Raw genomic sequence first — 22,222 nt, 5'->3', positions numbered from 1 at the left:
GGCGTTGGCAGGCTTGCCCGCCCCGCTCGCAACCCATAAACAATGATGGAACAGCGGTCCTGCCAAAGGCCTCATGGCGATGTAAGGTCCCGCAAATACAGTGTCAACGCTACGCCTCGCCGTGGCCAGATAATAGGAAGAATTCAATGCGCAAAGGTCTCACTTATTTGTCAGGACTGGCCCTGGCAGCCGCTTTGACACTGCCCATGTCCGCAACTGCTGAACCCCATGCCAACACGGTGGTGGCTACGGTAAACGGTGAAGAGATCACAATCGGTCACATGATCATTGCCCGTGCGACATTGCCCCAGCAGTATCAGCAGTTGCCCGATGATGTTCTCTATGATGCAATCCTGGATCAGCTGATCCAGCAGACCAGTCTGAAGCAGGAGCTGAATGGCGAGGTGCCGAAATACGTGGCTCTGTCGCTGGAGAACGAGGCGCGGTCCCTGCTGGCGGCAGATGTCATTGAAAAGGTCATGGAAAACGCAGCCTCGGACGAAGATCTGCGCGCGGCCTATGATGAGAAATATACCGACGGCACAGGCGGCGATGAATTCAACGCCTCGCATATTCTGGTCGAGACCGAAGAAGATGCCGCCGAAATTCGCGCTGAACTGGATGCCGGCGCAGACTTCGCCACACTGGCGCGCGAACGCTCCACCGGCCCGTCCGGTCCCAACGGCGGTGAGCTGGGCTGGTTCGGCAAGGGCCGCATGGTCCCGGAATTCGAGGAAGCGGTTCTGGTGATGGGGGCGGGCGATGTCTCCGCTCCAGTTCAGACCCAATTTGGCTGGCACGTGATCAAGCTCAATGATCGGCGTACTTCCGCTGCGCCAACCTTTGATGAGGTTCGCGAAGAACTGGCGACGCAGATGCGTCAGGACGCGGTAGAAGAGCGCGTGCTCTCTCTGACCACAGCCGCCACCATTGAACGCCCGGAAATCGAAGATCTGGATCCCTCAATCCTGAAAAACCTCGATCTGGTAAGGAACTGACAATGGCATTGCCCCGTTCTCCGCTTGCACCGGATCATTTTCCCACGCTTCCGCAAATCGCTGGGGTTCGATTTGCTTCCGCTGCGGCTGGTGTAAAATACAAAGATCGCACAGATGTGATGCTCGCCGTGATGGATCCGGGCAGCGCCGTGGCAGGCGTGTTCACCCGGTCCGCGACCCGCTCTGCCCCGGTTCTGGACTGTCAGGCAAAACTGGCCTCAAACGACAATGACACCGCGCATGGCGCTGCCATTCTGGTTAACTCAGGCAATTCAAATGCCTTTACCGGGCACTATGGCCAGACCTCCGTTGCTGAGATTACCCGCACGGTTGCGGATATCACGGGTATTCCGGCAGCACGGGTGTTCACCGCCTCCACCGGCGTCATTGGTGAACCGCTGCCCCATGATCGGATCGTGTCGCAGATTGCGACCCTGAACGACGGGTTGGACGGGTCCGCGATTGAAGGCGCTGCCGAAGCCATCATGACGACGGACACCTTCGCCAAAGGGGCTAGCGCCACGGTTGAGGTCGACGGTAAAACAGTCTCTATTGCGGGGATTGCCAAAGGCTCCGGCATGATTGCGCCAGATATGGCCACCATGCTTGTCTACATTTTCACTGATGCAAAGATCGCACAGGAAGACCTGCAAGCCCTCCTGTCGCAGATCTGCGATCGCACGTTCAACTGCATCACTGTGGACAGCGATACCTCGACCTCTGACAGTTTGATGCTCTGTGCCTCTGGCGCCGCTGGCGTTGATGTAACCGGCAATGCAGATTTCGCCCTCGCGCTGGACGGCGTGATGCTGGACTTGTCGCATCAGGTGGTTCGTGATGGTGAAGGCGCGACCAAATTTGTCGAAATCCAAGTCACAGGCGCGATGAATGATCACGACGCCAAGGTCCACGGCCTCTCGATTGCAAATTCACCTTTGGTGAAGACCGCCATCGCGGGAGAGGATCCCAACTGGGGCCGCGTGGTGATGGCCATCGGTAAATCCGGAGCTGCTGCCGACCGGGACAAACTGTCGATCTCCTTCGGAGAGGTGCTGGTCGCTGAAAAAGGCTGGGTTTCGCCTGACTACAAAGAGGCCGACGGCGCCGCCGAGATGGCAAAAACAGAGATTGTCATCAAGGTTGATCTGGGACTGGCGGAAGGGAAGAGTACCGTCTGGACCTGCGACCTGACCCATCAGTACATTTCCATCAACGCGGATTACCGGTCATGAAGATGGTTCTTGTATCCGCCGTCGCCCTGATTGATGTCGAAGGTCGTGTGCTGCTCGCGCAACGCCCGGAAGGGAAATCCATGGCAGGCCTATGGGAATTTCCAGGCGGCAAGGTGGAAGCGGGCGAAACCCCAGAGGCCGCATTGATCCGTGAACTGGAAGAGGAGCTTGGCATCAACACCTGGGAATCCTGCCTGGCGCCGCTGACGTTTGCCAGCCACAGCTATGATGATTTTCATCTGCTGATGCCCCTGTTTGCCTGCCGAAAATGGGAAGGCATCCCACAAGCCAAAGAAGGGCAAACCCTGAAGTGGGTGCGCGCGCAGAACCTGCGGGACTACCCGATGCCAGCCGCCGACATTCCACTGATCCCGATTCTGCGCGACTGGCTGTAGCTCGGAATTCCCCTGTTTCATGTCGCGATCGCGTGGCTCCGCCAGCTTCTGTGGCGGGGCTTCGATCCTCGCGTCAATCAATCGTTAACGTTTTTCGTCAACCCTGAGAGCCAAGCGGGAGTAACTTACTGAAGTCTTGGCGACCAAAGGTGGCAGCGATCATGATCCGAACAATCAAACAGGGCGCGTTCATTTTTATACAGGGCACGTTTGTCCGAAGCCTGCCCAATGGGAAGATCTCAGTCCGCGTCGGCAACAAAACCTACGAAGGTGAACCCGTCAGCCGCGCGGCCTGACGGCACCAACACAGCCCCTCCTTGGCGGGTTTGTCCTCCCCCAAACCTGCCACAAAAAACCCCGACCAGATTGGCCGGGGTTTTTTTATTTTCATCGTCGAACTGCCGATCAGTCGAGCGTGCGGGTCACTTCCTCGCGCTCGAAGATCTCGATCACATCGCCCTTGCGGACATCATCGTAGTTTTCAAACGCCATGCCGCATTCCTGACCCGACTGAACCTCAGCCACTTCGTCCTTGAAGCGTTTGAGGGTCTTCAGTGTGCCCTCGTGGATCACGACGTTGTCGCGCAGCAGACGAACCCCGGCGGAGCGGCGTGCCACACCTTCGGTGACCAGACAGCCCGCAACCTTGCCCACGTTGGACACTTTGAAAACGTCCTTGATCTCGGCGTAGCCAATGAAGTTCTCGCGGATTTCTGCGGACAGCAGACCAGAGGCAGCAGCTTTCACGTCGTCCACAAGGTCGTAGATGACCGAGTAGTAACGGATCTCCACACCCTTCTGGTTGGCGGAGTTCCGCGCCGATGTGTTGGCACGGACGTTGAAGCCCATGACCGGCGCGCCGGAGGCCTCGGCCAGACCGATATCGGTCTCGGTGATCGCACCCACGCCTGAGTGCAGCACGCGTACGCGCACCTCGTTGTTGCCAATTTTTTCCATCGCCTGAACGATAGCTTCGGCGGAGCCTTGCACGTCAGCCTTGACCAGAATGGGCAGCTCGGAGACGTTCTCGTCTTCCTTGGCCTTCTGCATCAGCTGTTCCAGCGTGGTCGCAGCACCCGCAGCAGCGCGTTTGTCTTTCGCCGCCTGCTCACGATATTCGGCGATCTCACGGGCCTGCGCCTCAGTGTCGGTCACGTTCAGAACATCGCCCGCTTCGGGTGTCCCGTTGAGGCCAAGAACCTCAACCGGTACCGAGGGACCAGCTTCCTTCACGCGCTCACCCTTGTCGTTGATCAGCGCACGGACCTTACCGTACTGCTCACCCACAACGAAGATATCGCCCTGACGCAGCGTCCCGTTCTGAACCAGAACGGTGGCAACGGGGCCGCGGCCCACATCCAGCTGCGCCTCGATCACGGCACCTTGCGCGGCACGATCAGGGTTGGCTTTCAGTTCCAGAATTTCCGCCTGCAGCGCAATCGCTTCCAGCAGCTCGTCAAGACCCTGGCCGGTGACGGCAGAGACTTCGACATCCTGAACCTCACCGGACATGGCTTCCACGATCACTTCGTGCTGAAGCAGATCGGTACGGACCTTGTTCGGGTCAGCTGCCGGTTTGTCGATCTTGTTGATCGCGACAATCATCGGTACCTGCGCCGCCTTGGCGTGGTTGATCGCTTCAATCGTCTGAGGCATCACAGCATCATCCGCAGCAACAACCAAGACCACGATATCCGTGACCTGCGCCCCACGCGACCGCATGGAGGTAAAGGCCGCGTGACCCGGTGTATCGAGGAAGCTCAGCACGGCGCCACCTTCGGTTTTCACCTGATAGGCACCAATGTGCTGGGTGATGCCACCGGCCTCACCAGCAACAACCCGCGCATCACGGATTGCGTCCAGCAGCGAGGTTTTGCCGTGGTCAACGTGACCCATGATGGTGATCACAGGCGGACGCGACTGCAGATCTTCGTCTTTGTCGTCGACCTCTTTAATGACGTCTTCGACATCCGAATCGGAAACGCGCACAACCTTGTGGCCGAATTCTTCGATGATCAGCTCAGCGGTATCGGCGTCAATGGTCTGGTTCTGCGTGACCATCATGCCCATGTTCATCAGCGATTTCACAACTTCGCCGACACGCTCCGCCATCCGGTTGGCCAGCTCAGAGACAACAATCGCCTCAGGCAGCTGAACGTCACGGATTACCTTCTCACGCTCAACCGAGCCCATCGCCTTCTGACGCGCACGCTCCTGCTTACGCTTCATTGACGCCATGGAGCGCTGACGACCGCCTTCGCCACCGGTGGCCTGACCAAGTGTCAGTTTCCCGGAGCGGCGACCGCCACCATCATTGCGACCTTTGGCATTGCGGTTCTGCCGGTCGTCGCGATCGCGGTCGCCCTTGCGGGGCTGCGAGGACGGGCCGGGGGCCGGGCGTGCCGAGGCTGGTTCAGATTTTTTCTTTTCAGCGTCAGAGGCTGCGCGTTTTGCAGCGGCTTCGGCTTCGACGCGCTTGCGCTCTTCGTCTTCGGCCTTCTGACGGGCGCGCTCTTCAGCTTCGCGCTGTTCGCGTTCCTTGGCTTCCTGCTCAGCCCGGCGGCGCTCACGCTCTTCAGCGCGGGCCTTCTCCTCAGCTTCGCGCTGTGCCGCTTCTTCCACTTCGCGGGCCTTGGCGGCCTGCAACGCCTTCAGGCGGCGCGCCATCTCTGCATCGCTGATGCCAGCCGGACGCCGCGATGCGTCGCCGGAGGGCGTCGCACCGGAGCCCCCTTTTGCCGCGGTCGGCTTGGGGACCACAACGCGTTTGCGCTTGGTTTCCACCACGACATTCTTGGTCCGACCGTGGCTGAAGCTCTGTTTCACATTCCCGGGCCGGGACCCACCACGAAGACCCAACGTCTTTTTGCCGTCACTATCGCTCATAAAGCTCTTTATCCTTCCGTGCGGCCCTTGCCGCCCACCGTTTCGCGCAAACCTTGTAGTCGTTGCGCTTCCTCTACAACACGTTTGCCGAGTCCACCAGAGGCCAGCGCCGCATGTATCACAGTTTGGCGCCCAAAGGCCATGCCCAGCTCATCCGCAGTGAGGCATCCGATGAATTTCCCACGGTGCGGCGTGCTTAATTTTGATTTGCCCCGTCCCGATCCATCCGAAGCCTGAATCAAGACACGAGCATGTTCCTTAGCCAGCCAGTCCTTGACCTTCTCATAGCCAGAGACCGCATCGCCCGACTTGCGCGCCAGGCTGATCAGTTCGATCAGGCGCCGCAGCACCTGACCTTTGATTTCATCTTCCAGCCCATCAGGCACCGTTACCGGCGCCTTGAAGCCGCGCGCAAAGAGTTTCTTCTTTATCGCGGTGCGAAGCGCAGTCTCGGTTGAGGTCACATAGACCCCGCGCCCGGGCAACTTCCCCATCACGTCAGGGACGACCTGACCTTCAGGACCAACAACAAAGCGGATCAGCCCTTCCTTGGGCTGAATCTCGCCTGTCGCCAGACATTTTCGCTCCGGTCCGTCGGACCGGTCTTTGTCACTGCCACCGCGTGCCATTGCTACCCTCGCTGCGAGGCCTGATATCAGGCTTCGCCTTCTTCTGCTTCGCCGTCTTCGATGTCGGCGTCTTCTTCAGCGTCTGCTTCCAGTTCGGTGGGATCCACCCAACCCAGCAGAACGCGGGCAGTCATGACAAGCGTCTGGGCGTCTTCCAGCGACACATCGAAGGGTTCAAGAATACCATCGTCCTTGACGCGCTCACCTTTGTTGGTGGTCCAGCCGCTTAGCCAGTTCCCAATCCGCGCAGGTGGCGAAATCTTCCAGCGTCTTGATGCCATCCTTGGCCAACGCTTCAACCATTTGGGGCGTCAGACCGTCAAAGTCAATCAGGCTGTCCTCAGCACCCAAGGCACGGGCCGCGTCAATTGCTGCTTTTGCCTGCGCTTCCAGATAGTCCGCAGCACGGGCCTGCAGCTCTTGGGCGGTGCCTTCGTCAACACCGTCGATGACCAGCAGTTCGTCCAGCTCGACATAGGCAACCTCTTCGAGGTTGGTGAAGCCTTCGGAGACCAGCAACTGGGCGAAGAACTCATCCAGATCCAGGGTTTCCATGAACAGCTTGGTGCGCGCCTCGAATTCCTTCTGACGGCGGGCCGATTCCTCTTCCTCGGTCATGATGTCGATGTCCAGCGCAGTCAACTGGGACGCCAGACGCACGTTCTGACCACGACGGCCGATGGCCAGCGACAGCTGCTCTTCGGGCACGACAACTTCGATCTTGCCAGCTTCTTCATCCAGAACAACCTTCGACACTTCAGCAGGTTGCAGCGCATTCACAAGGAAGGTCGGCTGATCTTCGTTCCACGGGATGATGTCGATCTTTTCACCCTGCAGCTCATTGACCACGGCCTGCACCCGCGAACCGCGCATACCGACACAGGCGCCGACCGGATCAATGGACCCGTCATAGCTGATCACAGCGATCTTCGCGCGCGAACCGGGGTCGCGGGCCACGGCCTTGATCTCGATGACACCATCATAGATTTCCGGCACTTCCATCTTGAAAAGCTCAGCCATGAATTCCGGCGCGGTCCGCGACAGGAAGATCTGCGGGCCACGGGGCTCGCGGCGCACATCCTTGATGAAGCAGCGGATCCGATCATTGGGGCGGTAGCTCTCGCGGCCAATTTTCTCGTTGCGGCGCAGGATGGCTTCGCCAGCGCCCACATCTACGATAACATTGCCGTATTCTTCGCGCTTTACCAGACCATTGATGATGGTGCCGGCACGATCCTTGAACTCTTCGTACTGACGATCACGCTCAGCTTCGCGCACCTTCTGCAGGATCACCTGCTTGGCGGATTGGGCGGCAATACGGCCCATTTCGACCGGAGGCACTTCCTCGACAAAAACATCGCCAACCGACGGATCGGCCATATATTGCTTGGCCTGCTCAACAGTCATTTCCGCCTGGTAGTTTTCCAGAGCGTCATTTTCGACCACGGTGCGGACGCGGGTGAAGGTCGCACGACCAGTCTTGCGGTCGATGGATACACGGATGTCCATTTCGCTGCCGTAGCGGCTCTTGGCGGCCCGCGCCAGGCTCTCTTCCATCGCATCGACAACCAAACCAGGGTCGATCATCTTTTCGCGCGCCACGGCTTCTGCGGTCTGCAGAAGCTCCAACTGGTTTGCTGATGTGATAGCCATTACTTTTTCTCCTCTTCGGACCCATCGGCCTCGATTTCGTCGAATGCGTCTTCGTTCAGGGTGCCCGCAGCTTTGCGCTGGCGCAGCATTTCTTTGATCAGATCGTCGGTCAGAACCAGCTTGGCGTCGCTCAACCAATCGAATTTCAAGCCGATGGTGACAGTCTCGCCATGTTCTTCGATGTTGATCAGAACTTCGTCATCCTCGACACCCGCTAGCTCGCCCTTGAAACGGCGACGGCCATCGATCAGCTCGCTGGTTTCAATCTTGGCTTCATAGCCTTCGAACATCTCGAAATCCTTGAGGCGAGTCAGAGGACGATCGATGCCGGGGCTGGACACTTCCAGTGCGTAGCTGTCGAGGATCGGATCCTCTACATCCAGCGTCGCACTAACCGCATTGGAGATCTCGGCACAGCCATCAACCTCAATGCCGCCGTCCGGCTTATCCGCCATGATTTGCAGCGTGGTGGTCTTGCCAGACATCAGCCGAATACGCACCAGCTCAAAACCGAGATCTTCGATCACCGGAGTGATGATCTCGGCAAGCCGACGGTCGATGGCTGCCTTGGCTATCAGGTCATTGGTCATACGAATTCCAGATCTGTGATTCGGGCACAAAAAAACGGGCGCGCGGCCCGTTGAATTTTCCGGTGGAGCTGTGGGGAAAACCCGACGCGCCGCTGTTACGAAAGGCATATACGCCGTATCAGGTCAAACTGCAAGGGGCAGATCCCAGTCGCCTGCCAGGGGCCAGGCGGCCCGCAAGCCAGACATCGCAATTTCACAGATCAGACACGCCACCAGCGTTCAGCGATACGGCCATCATCCAGCGCTGAGCGGGCGCCGATCCTGCGGGGAAGGCCGACATCCCGGCGCGCCGCCAAGGCCATATCACTCGCCGACGGATGGTAGTGAAAACTGCCGCGCGACAACACCCCATCGGGCGCAGGTAAGGCCGCAACATCAACGTAGCCTTCCCGCAGGGCCTCTGCCCGAACCTCTGCATCCGGAATCACAATCAGCTCGACCGTGTCGACCCAACCGGCCTGACCGGATTTGTAGTGATCCATCACCCGCGTCGCCCGAAAATCGCGCCCAGCGCGTGCGCGTTCCACCCGGTAGCATCCGGTGCCATCTGCGGCAGAAAGATCGCATGAAACCTCTCCCCCCGCAGCGATGGAAAAGCGGCCATCCGCCAAGAGATAAGGCAGATGCGGGTTCGAGGCGCCCAGCACAATCTGAATACTCTCCTTGGAAAGCACCTCAACCCGCGCCACATGACCAGCCTCAACAATGCTATTGCGCAGGCTGGCGGCCACATCCTGGGCTTGCAGCTGCGCCCCGCTATGAAATGCCACATCGGACCGGATATCAAATCGCCAGATTCGCGCATCCGGGCTGCTGCTCCACCGGGTGGCCAACTCAGGGCGCAATGACCCATCCGGGCCAATTTCCGTCAACGTATCAAAGACAGCACCACGAGCCACATGATCCATCAGATCACCATCCCGCGGCACAGCCAATCGCAGGATTCCGCCCGGCCGCGGGGCATCCGCAAGCGCCGCACCTGTGGCAGCCAACAAGGCTGCGGCGGCCCCCGATGTGAACAGCGCACGTCTGTCGATCCGTGTCATGGCTCCTGCTCCTCGGCAATCTGGTCCATCGCGCGCACCAGTTCCGCGCTGATTCCCGGTTCCGACAGAGCATGGCTAAGCATTGCGTACCATCTTCAACTCTGCATTTGGCCACAGCTCCTTCAATCGCCAGGCCGAGGTTGGCGGGCAAATCATATCATACCGCCCCTGCACGATGATGCCCGGAATATGCGATATGCGGCTCATATTGGCGAAGATCTGGCCGTCGTAGTCGAGAAAGCCGCCGTTGATGAAGTAGTGATTCTCCAACCGGGCAAAGGCACGGGCGTAGTCGCCGGGACTTTCCCCTGAGACGCCGTTGGAGTGGATAGAGGCCAGAGCATTCTCCCACGCGGACCAAGCCCGCCCGAACCGGATCTCCTCTGCCATATCGCCCGAAAACAACCGCCGATTATAGGCCGCGATCAGGTCGCTGCGCTCATCGTCGGGGATCAGCGAGACAAATCGCGACCAGGTTTCCGGCCAGAACCGACCGGCGCCGCCTCCGTAGAACCAGTCCAGTTCCGACTTGGTCATCAGGAAAACGCCGCGCAGGATCAGCTGGCGCACTCTCTCTGGATGGGTCTGGGCATAGATCAGCGACAGCGTCGCCCCCCAGCTGCCACCGAACACCATCCATTGCGACACTCCGATCAGGCGTCGAATGATCTCCATATCCGCAACCAGATGCCAGGTGGTATTGTCCTCGCAGGAGGCATGTGGCCGCGACCGCCCGCACCCCCGCTGATCGAAAAGGATAATCCTGTAACGCTCCGGATCAAAATACCGTCGCATCGCCGGGCTGGATCCGCCACCCGGCCCCCCGTGACAGACCACCACAGGGATGCCATCCGGATTGCCGCTTTGCTCCATATAGATATGGTGCCCCTGCCCAACATCGATCATACGCTGGTCGAAGGGTTCGATGGGCGGGTACAAATACTGCACTGCGCGCTTTTGATACGGGTATTTGTCCATTACTGACCTAACTTAGTCCTGACTGATAAAAGAACACACGGAGACAGGAATGCAAGCGCCTCAATCCACGGTAGATCCGTCCGAGATCGCAAAATTCGAAGCCATGGCTGCTGAATGGTGGGATCCGACCGGAAAATTCAAGCCTCTGCATATGTTGAACCCCTGCCGCCTTGATTACATCACGCAGCAGATCGCAGCAGAATTCGACCGTGACCTGTCGTCAGATGCGCCATTTTCAGGTCTGCGCCTGCTTGATATCGGGTGTGGCGGTGGTCTTTTGAGCGAACCCATGGCGCGCTTGGGCGCGGAGGTCGTCGGTGCGGATGCCGCAGCGGGCAATATCCCGGTGGCGCAGGTCCACGCCCAGCAATCCGGGCTGGATATAGACTATCGCCATACCACAGCTGAGGCACTGGCCGAGGCGGGCGAACAATTCGATGTGGTTCTCAACATGGAAGTGGTCGAACATGTGGCCGATCCGCTCAGCTATCTAACCGCCACGCGGCAATTGCTGAAACCCGGCGGATTGCAGATTTGCTCAACCATCAACCGCAATCCCAAGAGCTATGCGATGGCCATCTTTGGTGCAGAAGTGGTGATGCGCTGGCTGCCGCGCGGCACCCATGAATGGTCGAAGTTCATCACCCCAGATGAGCTATTCGACCTGCTGGCAAAGGCTGGACTGACGCCGGTCGATCGCAAGGGATTTGTCTTCAACCCGGTATTTTGGACATGGTCCCTTTCGGACCGAGATCTCAGCGTTAACTACGTCACCGCAAGCACAAAACCACGCTGATACGCACCGAAAACCAGCTGCTCCTATACTTAAGGATAGGTGATCATCCTTCTGCGCCGTTGGGCCGATACGCCACCCGTGGTAAACCAGTGGCAAGGGTCGAAAAGTTCCGACCTGTCACCGAGTGAATGCACAGAGGCCCTTGTTCCGGGCCGCCCTGTCGTTAAGCCTACCACTCACGGACCAGCCTGACGGGGGGCACCAAGGACGTCTGTTCGCAGGCGTCCTTTTCCGTTGTGAGGGAGCCGCGCCCAGCGCAAATATCTCTGTTCAGTCGCGACTGCCCAGTTTGATGCGAAATTCTCGCAGAATTGGCAGTGCGGATTTGACCCGGTCACCGCCCAGTTCCTCCACCACTTCGGAGATCATCGGCACAATGCTCGCCAGCGCCGCATCGCGTGCCTGCCGCCCGGCGGGGCTGATGGCGACCATTTTACGCCGCGCATCGTCCCAATCCGGGCGAATATGGACATATCCGGCGGCCTCCAGCTTGCCCAGCGTGTTGGTCATCGCGCCACGGGTCACATGAAACGCCTTCGCCAGCTGCGCGGGGGAACGCTCCACGCCCGTACGTGCCAGATGGTTCAGTACGGAAAAATGCGACAGCTCCATTCCCTTGGGCAGCACCTGTCCCAGCCGCGTTCGCGCCAGCTGATCTGCCATCAGGATTTCGCTAAACAGCGAAACCGCAAGGGAATTTGTATCATCCATCAGGGGCCGTCAAACTCTCGATCATGCGACAGGGAAGGCACCTGTCGGCGCGCTTGTGCCACTTTTTCAAGGTCAAGATCAATGTAGGTGATGCCGATATCCGTGCCACCATCAGCAAGGATTTCCCCCCAAGGCGAAACAACAAGCGAATGCCCATAGGTGCGACGTGACGGCCCACGAGCGGCCGGATGTGTACCAGTCTGTGCCGCAGCCAGCACGTAGCAGCCGGTTTCGATGGCCCGCGCCTGTAGCAGGGCGTGCCAATGGGCGGCGCCTGTGACATGGGAAAACGCCGCAGGCGCCAAGAGAACCTGCGCCCCTGCCTTGGCCAGTCGCCGATGCAGATAGGGAAAGCGCACATCATAGCAGATGGTCATCCCCAACGCGGCAAAAGGGGTTTCTGCAACCACCGCTTCGTGACCGGGACGGTATCCATCGGATTCGCGGTAGGTTTCCTCAGGCGTGACGTCCACATCAAACATGTGGATCTTGTCATAACGGGCGACAATTTCACCCTTCGGATCAATCAAAAACTGGCGGTTGGCAAAGCGCCCGTCTGCGTCCGTCGTCTTCAGCGCCAGTGACCCCAGCGACAGCCAGATGCCATGCTGCGCCGCCGTGTCCCGTAAGGCCGACAATATCGGATCATCAGCCTCGTGATGCAGGACGGATTGCTGATGACTGCGGCTGCCGGACAGGCAATTGGTCACCTCCGGCGTCAGCACAAACCCCGCGCCGCCCGCGACAGCATCGGCGATCATCTGCTGCACCATCGCCAGATTATCGGCGGGTTGGTCGCTTGACGTCATTTGAAGCAGAGCAGCACGCATCTGTCACCTCCTCAGGCTATCACTTTATATACCGCAACTCAGGCTGCGAGCAGCGGATCCAACTTCCCGGAGCGGTCCAGCGCATAAAGATCGTCGCATCCGCCCACATGGGTCTCACCCACGAAAATCTGCGGCACTGTGCGTCCGCCATTGGCACGCTCAATCATTTCAGCCTTGCGGTCCGGGTTTGCCAAAACGTCGATTTCATCAAAGCTTACACCTTTTTGCGTCAGAAGGCGTTTGGCGGCATGGCAGAACCCGCAAAGCGGGGATGTGTAGATTTCGACCGGTTTCATTCGGGTCTCCGTTTGAACATATCTGTTGGCTTGGCACGAACTTGGGCAGTCCATGATGAAATTGCCAGCCCCAGCGCGTTCAGATCACGAGTGCGTGACCCGTGCAAGCACCGCGACACGCACCGCCGTCGCCCCGGCGTCAAGACAGGCCTCGCTACACGCGCTGAGCGTCGCGCCGCTGGTCATCACATCATCCACCAACAGGACAATTCTGCCACTGATCCGCTCGGCATGTTTGGGATGCGCAGCGATCGCCTGCGTCAATGTCGTGTAGCGCTGATGGCGACTCTGCCCCTCCAGCGAAGGGGTACGCCGTGTCCGACGCAATAGATCCGGGCAATAGTCCAAGTCGGCGTCTTGGGCTATGATTTTTGCCAATAGGTCAGACTGATTGTAGCGACGGCGCAAAAACCGCGACCAATGCAACGGCACCGGCGCCACCAGCGGGGTATCTGCCAATAAGGTAGTTGCGGCCCGCGCCAGCCAGCGCGCCGCAGGCCGTGCGATTTCTGTGCGGTCTCCGTGCTTCAAGGCCAGAATCAAACGCCGCGCGGTGCCGTCGTAAGACAATGCCGCGCGCCCCTGCTGCCAAGGGCGCGGATGTTCCATACAGTCATCACACTCAAGCCGGAAACCGTCCTCTTCTCCCATCAGTGCAACGCCGCAACCGTCACAGCAGGTTCCGCTGATGAAAGGGGTGTCGCGCCAACAGGGACCACAGAGTCCGAAGTCACTGTCGACCCAATCTCCGCAGGCCAGACAACGCGGGGGGTAGATCAATGAAACAGCCGTTTGTATCCGCGCCTTCAACATCCTAAATAGCCCTCATGACCCAAGCCACGACGCCCCGCCCGCAGCTGTTCGACCGCCGCGCCATCGCCGCCCATCGCAACCGCCTGACGCCTCAGGCCTTGTTCCTGCATGACATCGCCCGCGATGAGATTGAGGATCGGCTATCCATGGTTAACAGAAGCTTTACCAGCCCAGCGCTGGTGGCGCCTTTCGCCGAAGGCTGGGAGAGTTGTCTGCCCGATGCGAAACATGTGGCCGATGACGAAACCTTGGATCTGGCGGTGGGCGCGCATGATCTTGTGGTCCATGCAATGTCTCTGCATTGGGCCAATGATCCGGTGGGTCAGCTGATCCAATGTCACCGCGCCTTGCGCGAAGATGGGCTGCTGCTGGTAGTGATGTTGGGTGGGCAAACCCTGCATGAATTGCGCAGCGCCCTGGCAACCGCCGAAACACGGCTTCTAGGCGGGCTTTCCCCACGTGTGGCCCCAATGGCCGAGGTGCGTGATCTGGGCGCCTTGTTGCAGCGGGCCGGATTTGCGCTGCCCGTTGCGGATGTGGTGCCGCTGACGGCAAAATACCGCGACCTGCGACATTTAATGCATGAATTGCGTGGCATGGGCGAAACCAATGCGATGACCCAACGACAGAAGATGCCGCCCTCGCGCCGTCTCTTTGCAGAAGCAGAAGAAATCTATCGCACCACTTACGCCACTGCGGACGGTCTTTTGCCCGCTACATTCGAACTGATTTGCTTGACCGGTTGGTCGCCATCGGAAACCCAGCAGAAACCGCTGCGCCCTGGATCGGCGAAGGCCCGTCTGGCAGATGCGCTTAAGGTGCCAGAAACACCGCTGCCCAAGTAGACAGTCCCGGTCATAGGTCTATCCTATGGCTCTGGTGGAATGATCCAATTGGCTATTTCCGCCGTATCTTCATATTGCTAGGGCGGACCACGATCCGCTGACCGATTACCGCACAGGACCCTGACAGATGCTGGACGCCACTGCCCCCGCCACCTGCCCCGCTCACGCTCCGGCAGATCACCCAAAAATCGCCCCGGCGAAAGTTGGCGTTCTGTTGGCCAATCTCGGCACGCCTGACGACTACAGTTACTGGCCCATGCGCCGGTATCTCAGCGAGTTTCTCTCTGATAAACGGGTGATCGATTATCCGGCTTGGAAATGGCAGCCGCTGCTTCAGCTGATCATTCTGGCCAAACGGCCCTTCACATCGGGGGCGGCCTATAAATCCATCTGGAACCACGACAAGGGCGAAAGCCCCCTGATGACCATTACCAAAGACCAGACCGCTGCTATGGCGGAAGCGTTGCAAGACCGCTACGGCAACGAGGTTATGGTGGATTTCTGTATGCGCTACGGCAATCCGTCGACAAAATCGAAGGTCCGCGAAATGATTGAGGCGGGCTGCCAGAAAATCCTCTTCGTGCCGCTCTATCCGCAATACGCGGGCGCCACCTCAGCAACTGCCAATGACCAGTTTTTCCGCGCCCTGATGGAGGAGACCTGGCAGCTGACTGCGCGCACAGTAGCCCCCTACTTTGACGATCCTGCCTATATCGACGCGCTGGCCCGCTCGGTCGAGAAGGCCTACGCCGCCGCTGAGAAAAAGCCCGAAATCCTCGTGGTTTCCTATCACGGCATGCCAAAACGCTATCTGATGCAGGGTGATCCTTACCATTGCCAGTGCCAGAAAACGACACGCCTTCTGAAAGAGCGTCTCGGCTGGACCGACACCGAGATCACAACCACGTTCCAATCGGTTTTTGGGCCTGAGGAATGGCTGAAACCCTACACCGTGGATCACGTCGCCACTCTCGCCAAGGATGGGAAGAAGAATATCGCCGTGATCGCCCCGGCCTTCTCGGCCGATTGCATTGAAACACTTGAAGAAATCAACGAGGAAATCCGTGAGAGCTTTGAGCATGCAGGCGGAGAGGAGTTTCTCTATATCCCCTGTCTGAACGACGATGCGGAGCATATCGACGCGCTGTCCGGTGTGATCGAACGCAATTTGAAAGGGTGGCTGGACTAATCGCCACGCCCCGGTCCAAATAGCCCAAACGCCCCGGCCAACGGGGCTTGGGAGTTTTGAACAGGGGCATTTCATGACCGCAATCCGTTTGGCCGAAGATCACTGGGCCGCCGTCCTGCACGACCACTGGGGCATCCGTGCCGAATTGTCCCGGTTGGACGGGGAATATGACCTTAACTATCGCGCGCTCACGTCTGACGGCCGGGGCTATATCCTGAAAGCCATGCGCCCCGGCTGCGCCTCCGATCTTGTCGATATGCAAATCGCGGCACTGGCGCATATCCACAAAACTGATCCTGGTCTGCCGGTCCCCCGCACCGTTGCTGCAACCACCGGAGAGCTGTGCCTCAGTCTCCAGGATGATACCGGCGAAGACCGGCTGGTGTGGGTGCAAACCCTGCTGCCCGGCCGCTGCTATGCCAAAAGCGCGCCAAAATCCCTAGAGCTGATCCGCGAGGTCGGCGCGACCCTTGCCGGAACCACCCGCGCGCTCAAAGAGTTTGCGCATCCCGCACTGGAGCGCAGGTTCAAATGGGATTTGATGACCGCAGACTGGATCAAGGATGACATAACCTGCATCACGGATAACCGCAGGCAGCAGGTGATTGCGGAGATCTACGCCGATTTTGCATCCCTGAAACCGCAGCTCAATGCTCTGCCAAAACAGGCGATCCACAATGATGCAAATGACTACAATATCCTGGTCACTGGTGCACTGTCGGAGCCACGCGCCGTCAGCGGCCTGATCGACCTTGGCGATATGTGTGCCGCACCGCGGATCTGTGATCTCGCCATTGCGGCTGCCTATATCGTGCTTGACCACCCCCAACCGCAGAGAGCGCTTGCGGCGCTGGTGTCGGGATATCACACTGTGACCCCGCTAACGGCAGAAGAACTGGGTCTTCTCTGGCCGCTGCTGCGGATGCGGCTGGCCGTCAGTGTCGTCAACTCCACCTTGGAGGCTCAAGACAATCCTGATGATCCCTATGTCACAATATCGCAGGAACCGGCGTGGCGGTTTCTGGACCAGCCGAGTGAACATCCCGCCCTGATCACAGCGCGACTGCGGGCAACCTGCGGCCTGACGGTCGTCGATGGCGCAGACCGCGTATTGGCCTATTTAGAGAAACATTCAGCTGATTTCGCCCCCCTGATGGGGCGGGATCTGGCGGATCTGCCAATGGGATCCCTCTCTGTCGAAGAGTCCACTTGGCCGCAGAACCCGTTTGACATGCCACTGGCCGAGGCTGCGGAGGTTGGACGTGAGTTTTCCGGCGAGGATGGCCGCGATTGGTGGCTTGGCTACTACGGCGAGCCCCGTCTGATCTACACTGCGCCTGCCTTCCGCAACGGCGAGTATAAAGCCAGCGATCGGCGCACCGTGCATCTAGCAGTGGATGTTTTCGCCCCCGCCGGACAACCGCTTCATGCCCCATTGGCAGGGGAAGTGCTGGTTGTTGAAGATCGCGCCAATCACCTGGACTACGGTGGTGTTGTGATCCTGAAACACCACACAGACAGCGGCGACGCGTTTTATACGCTCTATGGTCACCTTGATCCGGAGTGCAGCACGCGTCTGTCTGCTGGCGACAAAATTGCCAAGGGCGCACCATTTTGCCAGCTCGGCACGGCTGACCAAAACGGGGGATGGGCGCCGCATGTTCATTTCCAGCTTGCCCTGTCAACAGAAGGCATCGAAGCTGACTGGCCCGGGGTTGCGGACCCGGACGACCTCGCACTCTGGACCGCGCTCTGCCCCAACCCGGCGCCACTCTTGAACCTGCCCACCGCTCGGGTCAGCTATCAACCAGCCGATAAAGCAACGGTTCTGGCCGGGCGGCGTGCTCATTTTGGTGGCAACCTCAGCCTGACATACCGCGACCCGGTGATGTTGTTGCGCGGCTGGAAGCATCATTTGTTTGATGAATGGGGACGCCCCTATCTGGACGCCTATAACAATGTCCCGCATGTCGGGCATGCCCATCCGCGCATTCAGGCGGTCGCAGCCGACCAGCTGAAACGAATGAACTCCAACACCCGCTATCTGCATCCGGCACAGACCGCTTTTGCGGATAAAATACTGTCCAAAATGCCGGATCATCTGGAGGTCTGCTTCTTCGTCAACTCCGGCACTGAAGCAAACGAGCTGGCCCTGCGGCTGGCACGGGCGCACACCAACGCCAAGGGAATGGTGACCCCCGACCACGGCTACCACGGCAATACAACCGGTGTCATCGACATCTCGGCCTATAAGTTCAATGCCAAAGGCGGGGTTGGCCCCTCCGATTGGGTTGAGCTGGTAGAGGTCGCCGATGACTATCGCGGCACCTACCGTCGTGATGATCCGCAGCGTGCGCAGAAATACGCTGATCTGGTTGATCCCGCCATTACGAAGCTACAGGCCAGCGGTCACGGTGTTGCTGGTTTTATCGCCGAAACCTTCCCCTCGGTGGGCGGGCAGATCATCCCGCCCAAAGGGTATCTGCCAGCAGTCTATGAGAAAATCAGGGCTGCAGGCGGGATTTGTATCGCCGATGAGGTGCAAACCGGGCTTGGGCGCTTAGGCGATTATTACTTCGGCTTTGAACACCAGGGGGCTGCACCGGATATCGTTGTTCTGGGCAAACCGATTGGCAATGGCCATCCGCTTGGCGTCCTCGTCACCACCCGCGCCATCGCCGATAGCTTTGCCGAGGGGCCGGAGTTTTTCTCAACCTTTGGTGGCTCCACCCTGTCCTGCCGCATCGGTACCGAAGTGTTGAATATTGTCGACGACGAAGGATTGCAGGAAAACGCCCGCCAGCGCGGGGCAGATCTGATCACTGGTCTGCGTGACCTGCAGTCGCGCCATCAGGCAATCGGTGATGTGCGCGGTATGGGGCTTTTTGTCGGGGTCGAGTTGATCCGCGCCGATGGATCAGAGGCCTCCGAGATCTGCGCCTATGTCAAAAACCGGATGCGCGATCATCGCATCCTGATTGGCAGCGAAGGTCCCAAAGACAATATTCTGAAAATCCGCCCGCCGCTGACGATAGATGCAGAGGGGATTGAGATGATCCTGAAAACACTGGACAGCATCCTGTCAGAGCTGTCTGAAAACTAGGTCACGCGCAGACGGCATCGGCCTGTTCCGATGCCATCAGTTCCCACGAAAAAAGGCGGTGGAAATCCACCGCCTTTCTTAACGTTCTGATACAAGCAATTAGTTGCTTGCAACAGCCGCGCCGACAACAACCAGCAGCAGCAGCGGCAGAAGGATGCCGCTGGAGGAGCTTTCGGTCTGCTCAACGATAACCGGCGCCTCAACGATCGGCTCAGCCAGGTTGCCCGCGGAAGCGGTCGAAGCAGCAGCAGTCAGAGCAGCAGCGATAACGAGTTTTTTCATGTTAACCTCCAAAAATATGCGCAGTTCAGTCCACCTGAACCACGCGCCCAAGACTTACCTCGTGATATTTTTCTAATCAGCAAAATCCCGGCATTGCAATTGCTTGTTGCATGATTCGGCCCCCGGAATGGGCCGATGTCGTCAAATTAGCAACACTTGAGTGCCCACTTTCGTCAGCCCAAATAGCTCTGAAATATGCTCATTATAAAGGCCAATACAGCCATTGGACGACTTGCGTCCGATCTTGCGTGTGTCGTGGGTTCCGTGAATTCGGTAATACTTCCAGCTGAGATACAAAGCGTGGGTTCCGAGCGGATTGTCCGGCCCCGGCGGAATATAGGCTTAGCCACTCAGGATTGCGTTTGCGCATATTCGGAGTTGGCGCCCAGCCGGGCCCATCAACCTTGCGAATGATCTTTGTCCGGCCGCGCCGCGTCAGATCATCCGAAAGCGGTACCGAAGATGGGAACAGCTTATAGACGCTTTGATCTTCAGACCAGAAATGCAGGGCACGGCTGTCGATATCAACCAGCACCGCACCATTGCGCAGGCTGTCGAAATAGGGGCGCCAGTCCTTGGATCGGAAGGCGGAGATATTACGCTGCACCGGCGGCTCGGGCTCAGGCGGCGGGCGCAGGGGGTCAAACCCCTCCGCGACGGTATCCGCTGCATCCTGGGCCCAGCCTGTGCTGGCAACACCACCACCAACCAGCGAGGCGCCTAAGCGAACGCGGAACCGGCAATAAACTGCCGTCTTGAGAGAGGATCGAAGGGACTGCGGGTCATGACTTTTCCAAACTGCGGAGATATGCATTCGTTATGCCGTATCTTATGGCGCGAATGCCTCAGTCGCAAATCAAACAATCCGGCGATGATCAATTCACCGCTGACAGGTTTGCGCCTATGTCACAGCCGGGGTATTGGAGCAGCCAGCAAATGAAGCAAGGTGTAGTATGACACGTGTATTTCTGATCCTTATCGCCGGGCTGATGACCCTCGTCGCGGCCTGTGCCCCTGCTCCCGATGGCAGCACAGGCGGCAACGTGTACCGGATCCGTAACGCCGACAAGGTGCAGCTGCGGATGCTCGACTCGGTCAATGCCCTCCGCGAAGCAGCAGGTCGCCCCACTGTCCAGCTGAACCCGCAGCTAACCGCTGCGGCGGCCACCCATTCACGCGATATGTCCGTGCAGAACCGTCCCTGGCATTTTGGCTCCGATGGCTCGTCGCCGCTGGACCGTGTGGCCCGAGCAGGCTTCACCGGCACCATGATCGGCGAGACGATTTCGGAAACCTATGAATCCGAGCTGCAGACACTCACGGCCTGGATGGAACAATCCGCAACCCGGTCAGTCATTATGGATCCCAAAGCGCGCACAATGGGCTTTTCCTGGTTTCAGGAATCCAACGGCAAGATCTGGTGGACCCTGGTGATGGGCAGCTGATCCAGCGCTTTCGCCTAAAACCAAAAATGGAAAAGGCCCGATCTGCCATTCAGGCAATCGGGCCTATTCTATTGAGCTGCAACCTGCGGTGATGGACATGCTGTCCACGCGGTTACGGGCGTAGGGTGATCACCGTACCATCGCGAACCATCGCGTAGATCTCTTCAATCTCATCATTGGTGACGGCAATACAGCCCGCGGTCCAGTCGTCCACGCGCGCCGCGCGCTTGCGTTCTTTTGCAATATTAGGCTCACCGTGGATGAAAATCTCACCTCCCGGTTTTTTACCCATCGCCGCAGCTTTGGCCCGGTCCTGCCCGTTGGGATAAGAGATCCCGACTGAGAGGTGATAGCGGCTATTGGGGTTGCGCCGGTCAATCAGATAGGTGCCTTCGGGTGTTTTACCGTCACCTTCAATCTGCTTATGACCAAGCGGAGCAAAACCCAGCTCCATATCATATTCGCGCAGAATATCCTCATGATGAAGAAGATAGACCTTGCGCGCGCCCTTGTTCACGACGACCGAGGTGACCTCGGGCCCGTTATAGCTGCGAAATTTGCTTGGACCGGAGCTGCACCCTGCCAACCCAAGGGTCGCCGCAGCGCCCAGTCCGAATGTACGTCTGTCCATTATATTAGGTCTCTGCCTGATTTGCCTCAATTTCCAACTACTATCTTCGTCGGAAAAAACAAAATCACTTCTTCTCGTGCGGCGGTTGCAAGGCTGCGATTTGCTGCTCAATTGCCTCTAACCGGGCCAAAACCAGATCGCGGTAGGCATCGGTGCGTTCGCCTTCTTCCTCGTGATGGGCATCCTGCATGGAATTCACGATCAGACCCACCAGCAGGTTCACAACCGCAAAGGTGGTCACCATGATAAATGGCACGAAGAAAGCCCAGGCGTAGGGGTAGATCTCCATCACCGGGCGCACGATCCCCATGGACCAGCTTTCCAAGGTCATGATCTGGAACAGAGAATAGGCGCTTAGTGCAAGATTGCCGAACCAGTCAGGAAAACTCTCCGCAAAGAGCTTCGTCGCGATAACTGACCCGATGTAGAAGATGATCGCCATCAGCAGGAACACCGATCCCATGCCCGGCAAAGCGGTGATAAACCCTTCGACCACGCGGCGCAGGCGCGGCGCGACGGAGATGACGCGCAGCACCCGCAGGATACGCAGCGCCCGCAGCACCGAAATTCCCTGTGCACCAGGCAAAAAGGCGATGCTGACAATTACAAAGTCGAAGATGTTCCAGCCGCGCAGGAAAAACCGCAGCCGCTGCACCCAAAGTTTCGCCAGCAGCTCGACAACAAAAATCGCCAAGCACAGCTGATCAACGAATAGGACAGCGGCCCCAAATCGGGACATGATCGTATCGGAGGTTTCCATCCCCAGCGTGATCGCATTGATCAGGATCACCGCCGTGATGAAGTTGCCAAAGCCATCGCTGGAAATAAGCGTCCCGAGCCGCTGGGTCAGGGATTGTTTTGCGCTGATGCTCAC

Annotated in this window: 19 protein-coding genes and 3 pseudogenes; 8 read left to right on the top strand and 14 right to left on the bottom strand. The window is 58.6% G+C overall.

Annotation, left to right across the window (positions count from 1 at the left end; all coding sequences use genetic code 11):
- The first annotated feature begins 146 nt into the window (after nt 1-146).
- From L0Z65_RS14225 to mutT, 3 genes are read left to right on the top strand one after another with little or no spacing between them, the layout of a single operon-like run.
- Nucleotides 147-998 (top strand): peptidylprolyl isomerase, encoded by an 852-nt coding sequence (locus L0Z65_RS14225; RefSeq protein ID WP_405108580.1) that lies wholly within the window; start codon nt 147-149, stop codon nt 996-998.
- Nucleotides 999-1,000: 2 nt separating this feature from the next.
- Nucleotides 1,001-2,230, top strand: a complete 1,230-nt coding sequence (gene argJ / locus L0Z65_RS14220; RefSeq protein ID WP_405108578.1) for a bifunctional glutamate N-acetyltransferase/amino-acid acetyltransferase ArgJ — start codon at nt 1,001-1,003, stop codon at nt 2,228-2,230.
- Nucleotides 2,227-2,625 carry an 8-oxo-dGTP diphosphatase MutT gene (gene mutT, locus L0Z65_RS14215; RefSeq protein WP_096872935.1) on the top strand — a complete coding sequence of 133 codons (399 nt, stop codon included), beginning with the start codon at nt 2,227-2,229 and terminating at the stop codon, nt 2,623-2,625. The genes argJ and mutT overlap by 4 nt, the downstream gene beginning before the upstream one ends.
- A 405-nt stretch (nt 2,626-3,030) precedes the next feature.
- Here the strand turns inward: mutT and infB are convergent, their stop codons facing one another.
- The 6 genes and pseudogenes from infB to pip form a co-directional block, all read right to left on the bottom strand.
- Nucleotides 3,031-5,511, bottom strand: a complete 2,481-nt coding sequence (infB, locus tag L0Z65_RS14210; RefSeq protein WP_096872936.1) for a translation initiation factor IF-2 — start codon at nt 5,509-5,511, stop codon at nt 3,031-3,033.
- A gap of 8 nt (nt 5,512-5,519) precedes the next feature.
- Nucleotides 5,520-6,140 (bottom strand): RNA-binding protein, encoded by a 621-nt coding sequence (locus L0Z65_RS14205; protein ID WP_405108573.1) that lies wholly within the window; start codon nt 6,138-6,140, stop codon nt 5,520-5,522.
- A 26-nt stretch (nt 6,141-6,166) separates the two neighbouring features.
- Nucleotides 6,167-7,793 (bottom strand): annotated as a pseudogene (gene nusA, locus L0Z65_RS14200) (transcription termination factor NusA).
- Entirely contained in the window at nt 7,793-8,383 is a 591-nt protein-coding gene (rimP, locus tag L0Z65_RS14195; RefSeq protein ID WP_024098844.1) for a ribosome maturation factor RimP, read from the bottom strand. Before rimP ends, nusA begins: the two are co-directional and overlap by 1 nt.
- A gap of 200 nt (nt 8,384-8,583) precedes the next feature.
- Nucleotides 8,584-9,429, bottom strand: a complete 846-nt coding sequence (locus L0Z65_RS14190; protein WP_102898040.1) for an ABC transporter substrate-binding protein — start codon at nt 9,427-9,429, stop codon at nt 8,584-8,586.
- A pseudogene (gene pip / locus L0Z65_RS14185) lies at nt 9,426-10,407 on the bottom strand (prolyl aminopeptidase). The gene L0Z65_RS14190 and the pseudogene pip overlap by 4 nt, the downstream one beginning before the upstream one ends.
- Before the next feature lie 49 nt (nt 10,408-10,456).
- Between pip and ubiG the strand changes: the two are divergent.
- Nucleotides 10,457-11,203, top strand: coding sequence for a bifunctional 2-polyprenyl-6-hydroxyphenol methylase/3-demethylubiquinol 3-O-methyltransferase UbiG (gene ubiG, locus L0Z65_RS14180; RefSeq protein WP_102898041.1), 747 nt, complete (start codon nt 10,457-10,459; stop codon nt 11,201-11,203).
- Between the two features lie 270 nt (nt 11,204-11,473).
- Here ubiG and L0Z65_RS14175 read toward each other — a convergent pair whose 3' ends face one another.
- From L0Z65_RS14175 to L0Z65_RS14160, 4 genes are all read right to left on the bottom strand, one after another.
- On the bottom strand, nt 11,474-11,914 hold the full coding sequence (locus L0Z65_RS14175; RefSeq protein WP_027248348.1) for a MarR family winged helix-turn-helix transcriptional regulator: 441 nt from the start codon (nt 11,912-11,914) through the stop codon (nt 11,474-11,476).
- Entirely contained in the window at nt 11,914-12,744 is an 831-nt protein-coding gene (locus L0Z65_RS14170; protein WP_405108567.1) for a carbon-nitrogen hydrolase family protein, read from the bottom strand. The genes L0Z65_RS14175 and L0Z65_RS14170 overlap by 1 nt, the downstream gene beginning before the upstream one ends.
- Nucleotides 12,745-12,782: 38 nt before the next feature.
- Nucleotides 12,783-13,040, bottom strand: coding sequence for a glutaredoxin 3 (gene grxC, locus L0Z65_RS14165; RefSeq protein ID WP_014881502.1), 258 nt, complete (start codon nt 13,038-13,040; stop codon nt 12,783-12,785).
- Between the two features lie 84 nt (nt 13,041-13,124).
- Nucleotides 13,125-13,853 carry a ComF family protein gene (locus tag L0Z65_RS14160; protein WP_096872942.1) on the bottom strand — a complete coding sequence of 243 codons (729 nt, stop codon included), beginning with the start codon at nt 13,851-13,853 and terminating at the stop codon, nt 13,125-13,127.
- A 14-nt stretch (nt 13,854-13,867) separates the two neighbouring features.
- Between L0Z65_RS14160 and L0Z65_RS14155 the strand changes: the two genes are divergently transcribed.
- From L0Z65_RS14155 to L0Z65_RS14145, 3 genes are all read left to right on the top strand, one after another.
- Nucleotides 13,868-14,698, top strand: a complete 831-nt coding sequence (locus tag L0Z65_RS14155; protein ID WP_405108562.1) for a methyltransferase domain-containing protein — start codon at nt 13,868-13,870, stop codon at nt 14,696-14,698.
- Nucleotides 14,699-14,825: 127 nt separating this feature from the next.
- Entirely contained in the window at nt 14,826-15,887 is a 1,062-nt protein-coding gene (gene hemH, locus L0Z65_RS14150) for a ferrochelatase (RefSeq protein ID WP_405108559.1), read from the top strand.
- A 73-nt stretch (nt 15,888-15,960) separates the two neighbouring features.
- Nucleotides 15,961-18,990 (top strand): aminotransferase class III-fold pyridoxal phosphate-dependent enzyme, encoded by a 3,030-nt coding sequence (locus L0Z65_RS14145; protein WP_405108556.1) that lies wholly within the window; start codon nt 15,961-15,963, stop codon nt 18,988-18,990.
- A gap of 99 nt (nt 18,991-19,089) precedes the next feature.
- Here L0Z65_RS14145 and L0Z65_RS14140 read toward each other — a convergent pair whose 3' ends face one another.
- Nucleotides 19,090-19,272 (bottom strand): hypothetical protein, encoded by a 183-nt coding sequence (locus L0Z65_RS14140; protein ID WP_014876361.1) that lies wholly within the window; start codon nt 19,270-19,272, stop codon nt 19,090-19,092.
- 141 nt (nt 19,273-19,413) lie between these two features.
- A pseudogene (locus L0Z65_RS14135) lies at nt 19,414-20,058 on the bottom strand (L,D-transpeptidase family protein).
- 167 nt (nt 20,059-20,225) lie between these two features.
- Between L0Z65_RS14135 and L0Z65_RS14130 the strand changes: the two are divergent.
- The gene (locus L0Z65_RS14130) at nt 20,226-20,717 is read left to right on the top strand and encodes a CAP domain-containing protein (protein ID WP_040178959.1); all 492 of its coding nucleotides are present in this window, start codon (nt 20,226-20,228) and stop codon (nt 20,715-20,717) included.
- Between the two features lie 112 nt (nt 20,718-20,829).
- Here L0Z65_RS14130 and L0Z65_RS14125 read toward each other — a convergent pair whose 3' ends face one another.
- A complete protein-coding gene (locus L0Z65_RS14125; RefSeq protein ID WP_405108552.1) occupies nt 20,830-21,348 on the bottom strand; it encodes a murein L,D-transpeptidase family protein in 519 nt (172 codons plus the stop codon).
- 64 nt (nt 21,349-21,412) lie between these two features.
- Entirely contained in the window at nt 21,413-22,222 is an 810-nt protein-coding gene (locus tag L0Z65_RS14120; protein WP_096790341.1) for an ion transporter, read from the bottom strand.

This window comes from Phaeobacter sp. BS52 (genome assembly GCF_045040595.1).
Lineage (GTDB): Bacteria > Pseudomonadota > Alphaproteobacteria > Rhodobacterales > Rhodobacteraceae > Phaeobacter > Phaeobacter piscinae.
Note: the sequence above shows the minus strand (reverse complement) of the source record. Positions and strands in the feature narration are given on the sequence as shown.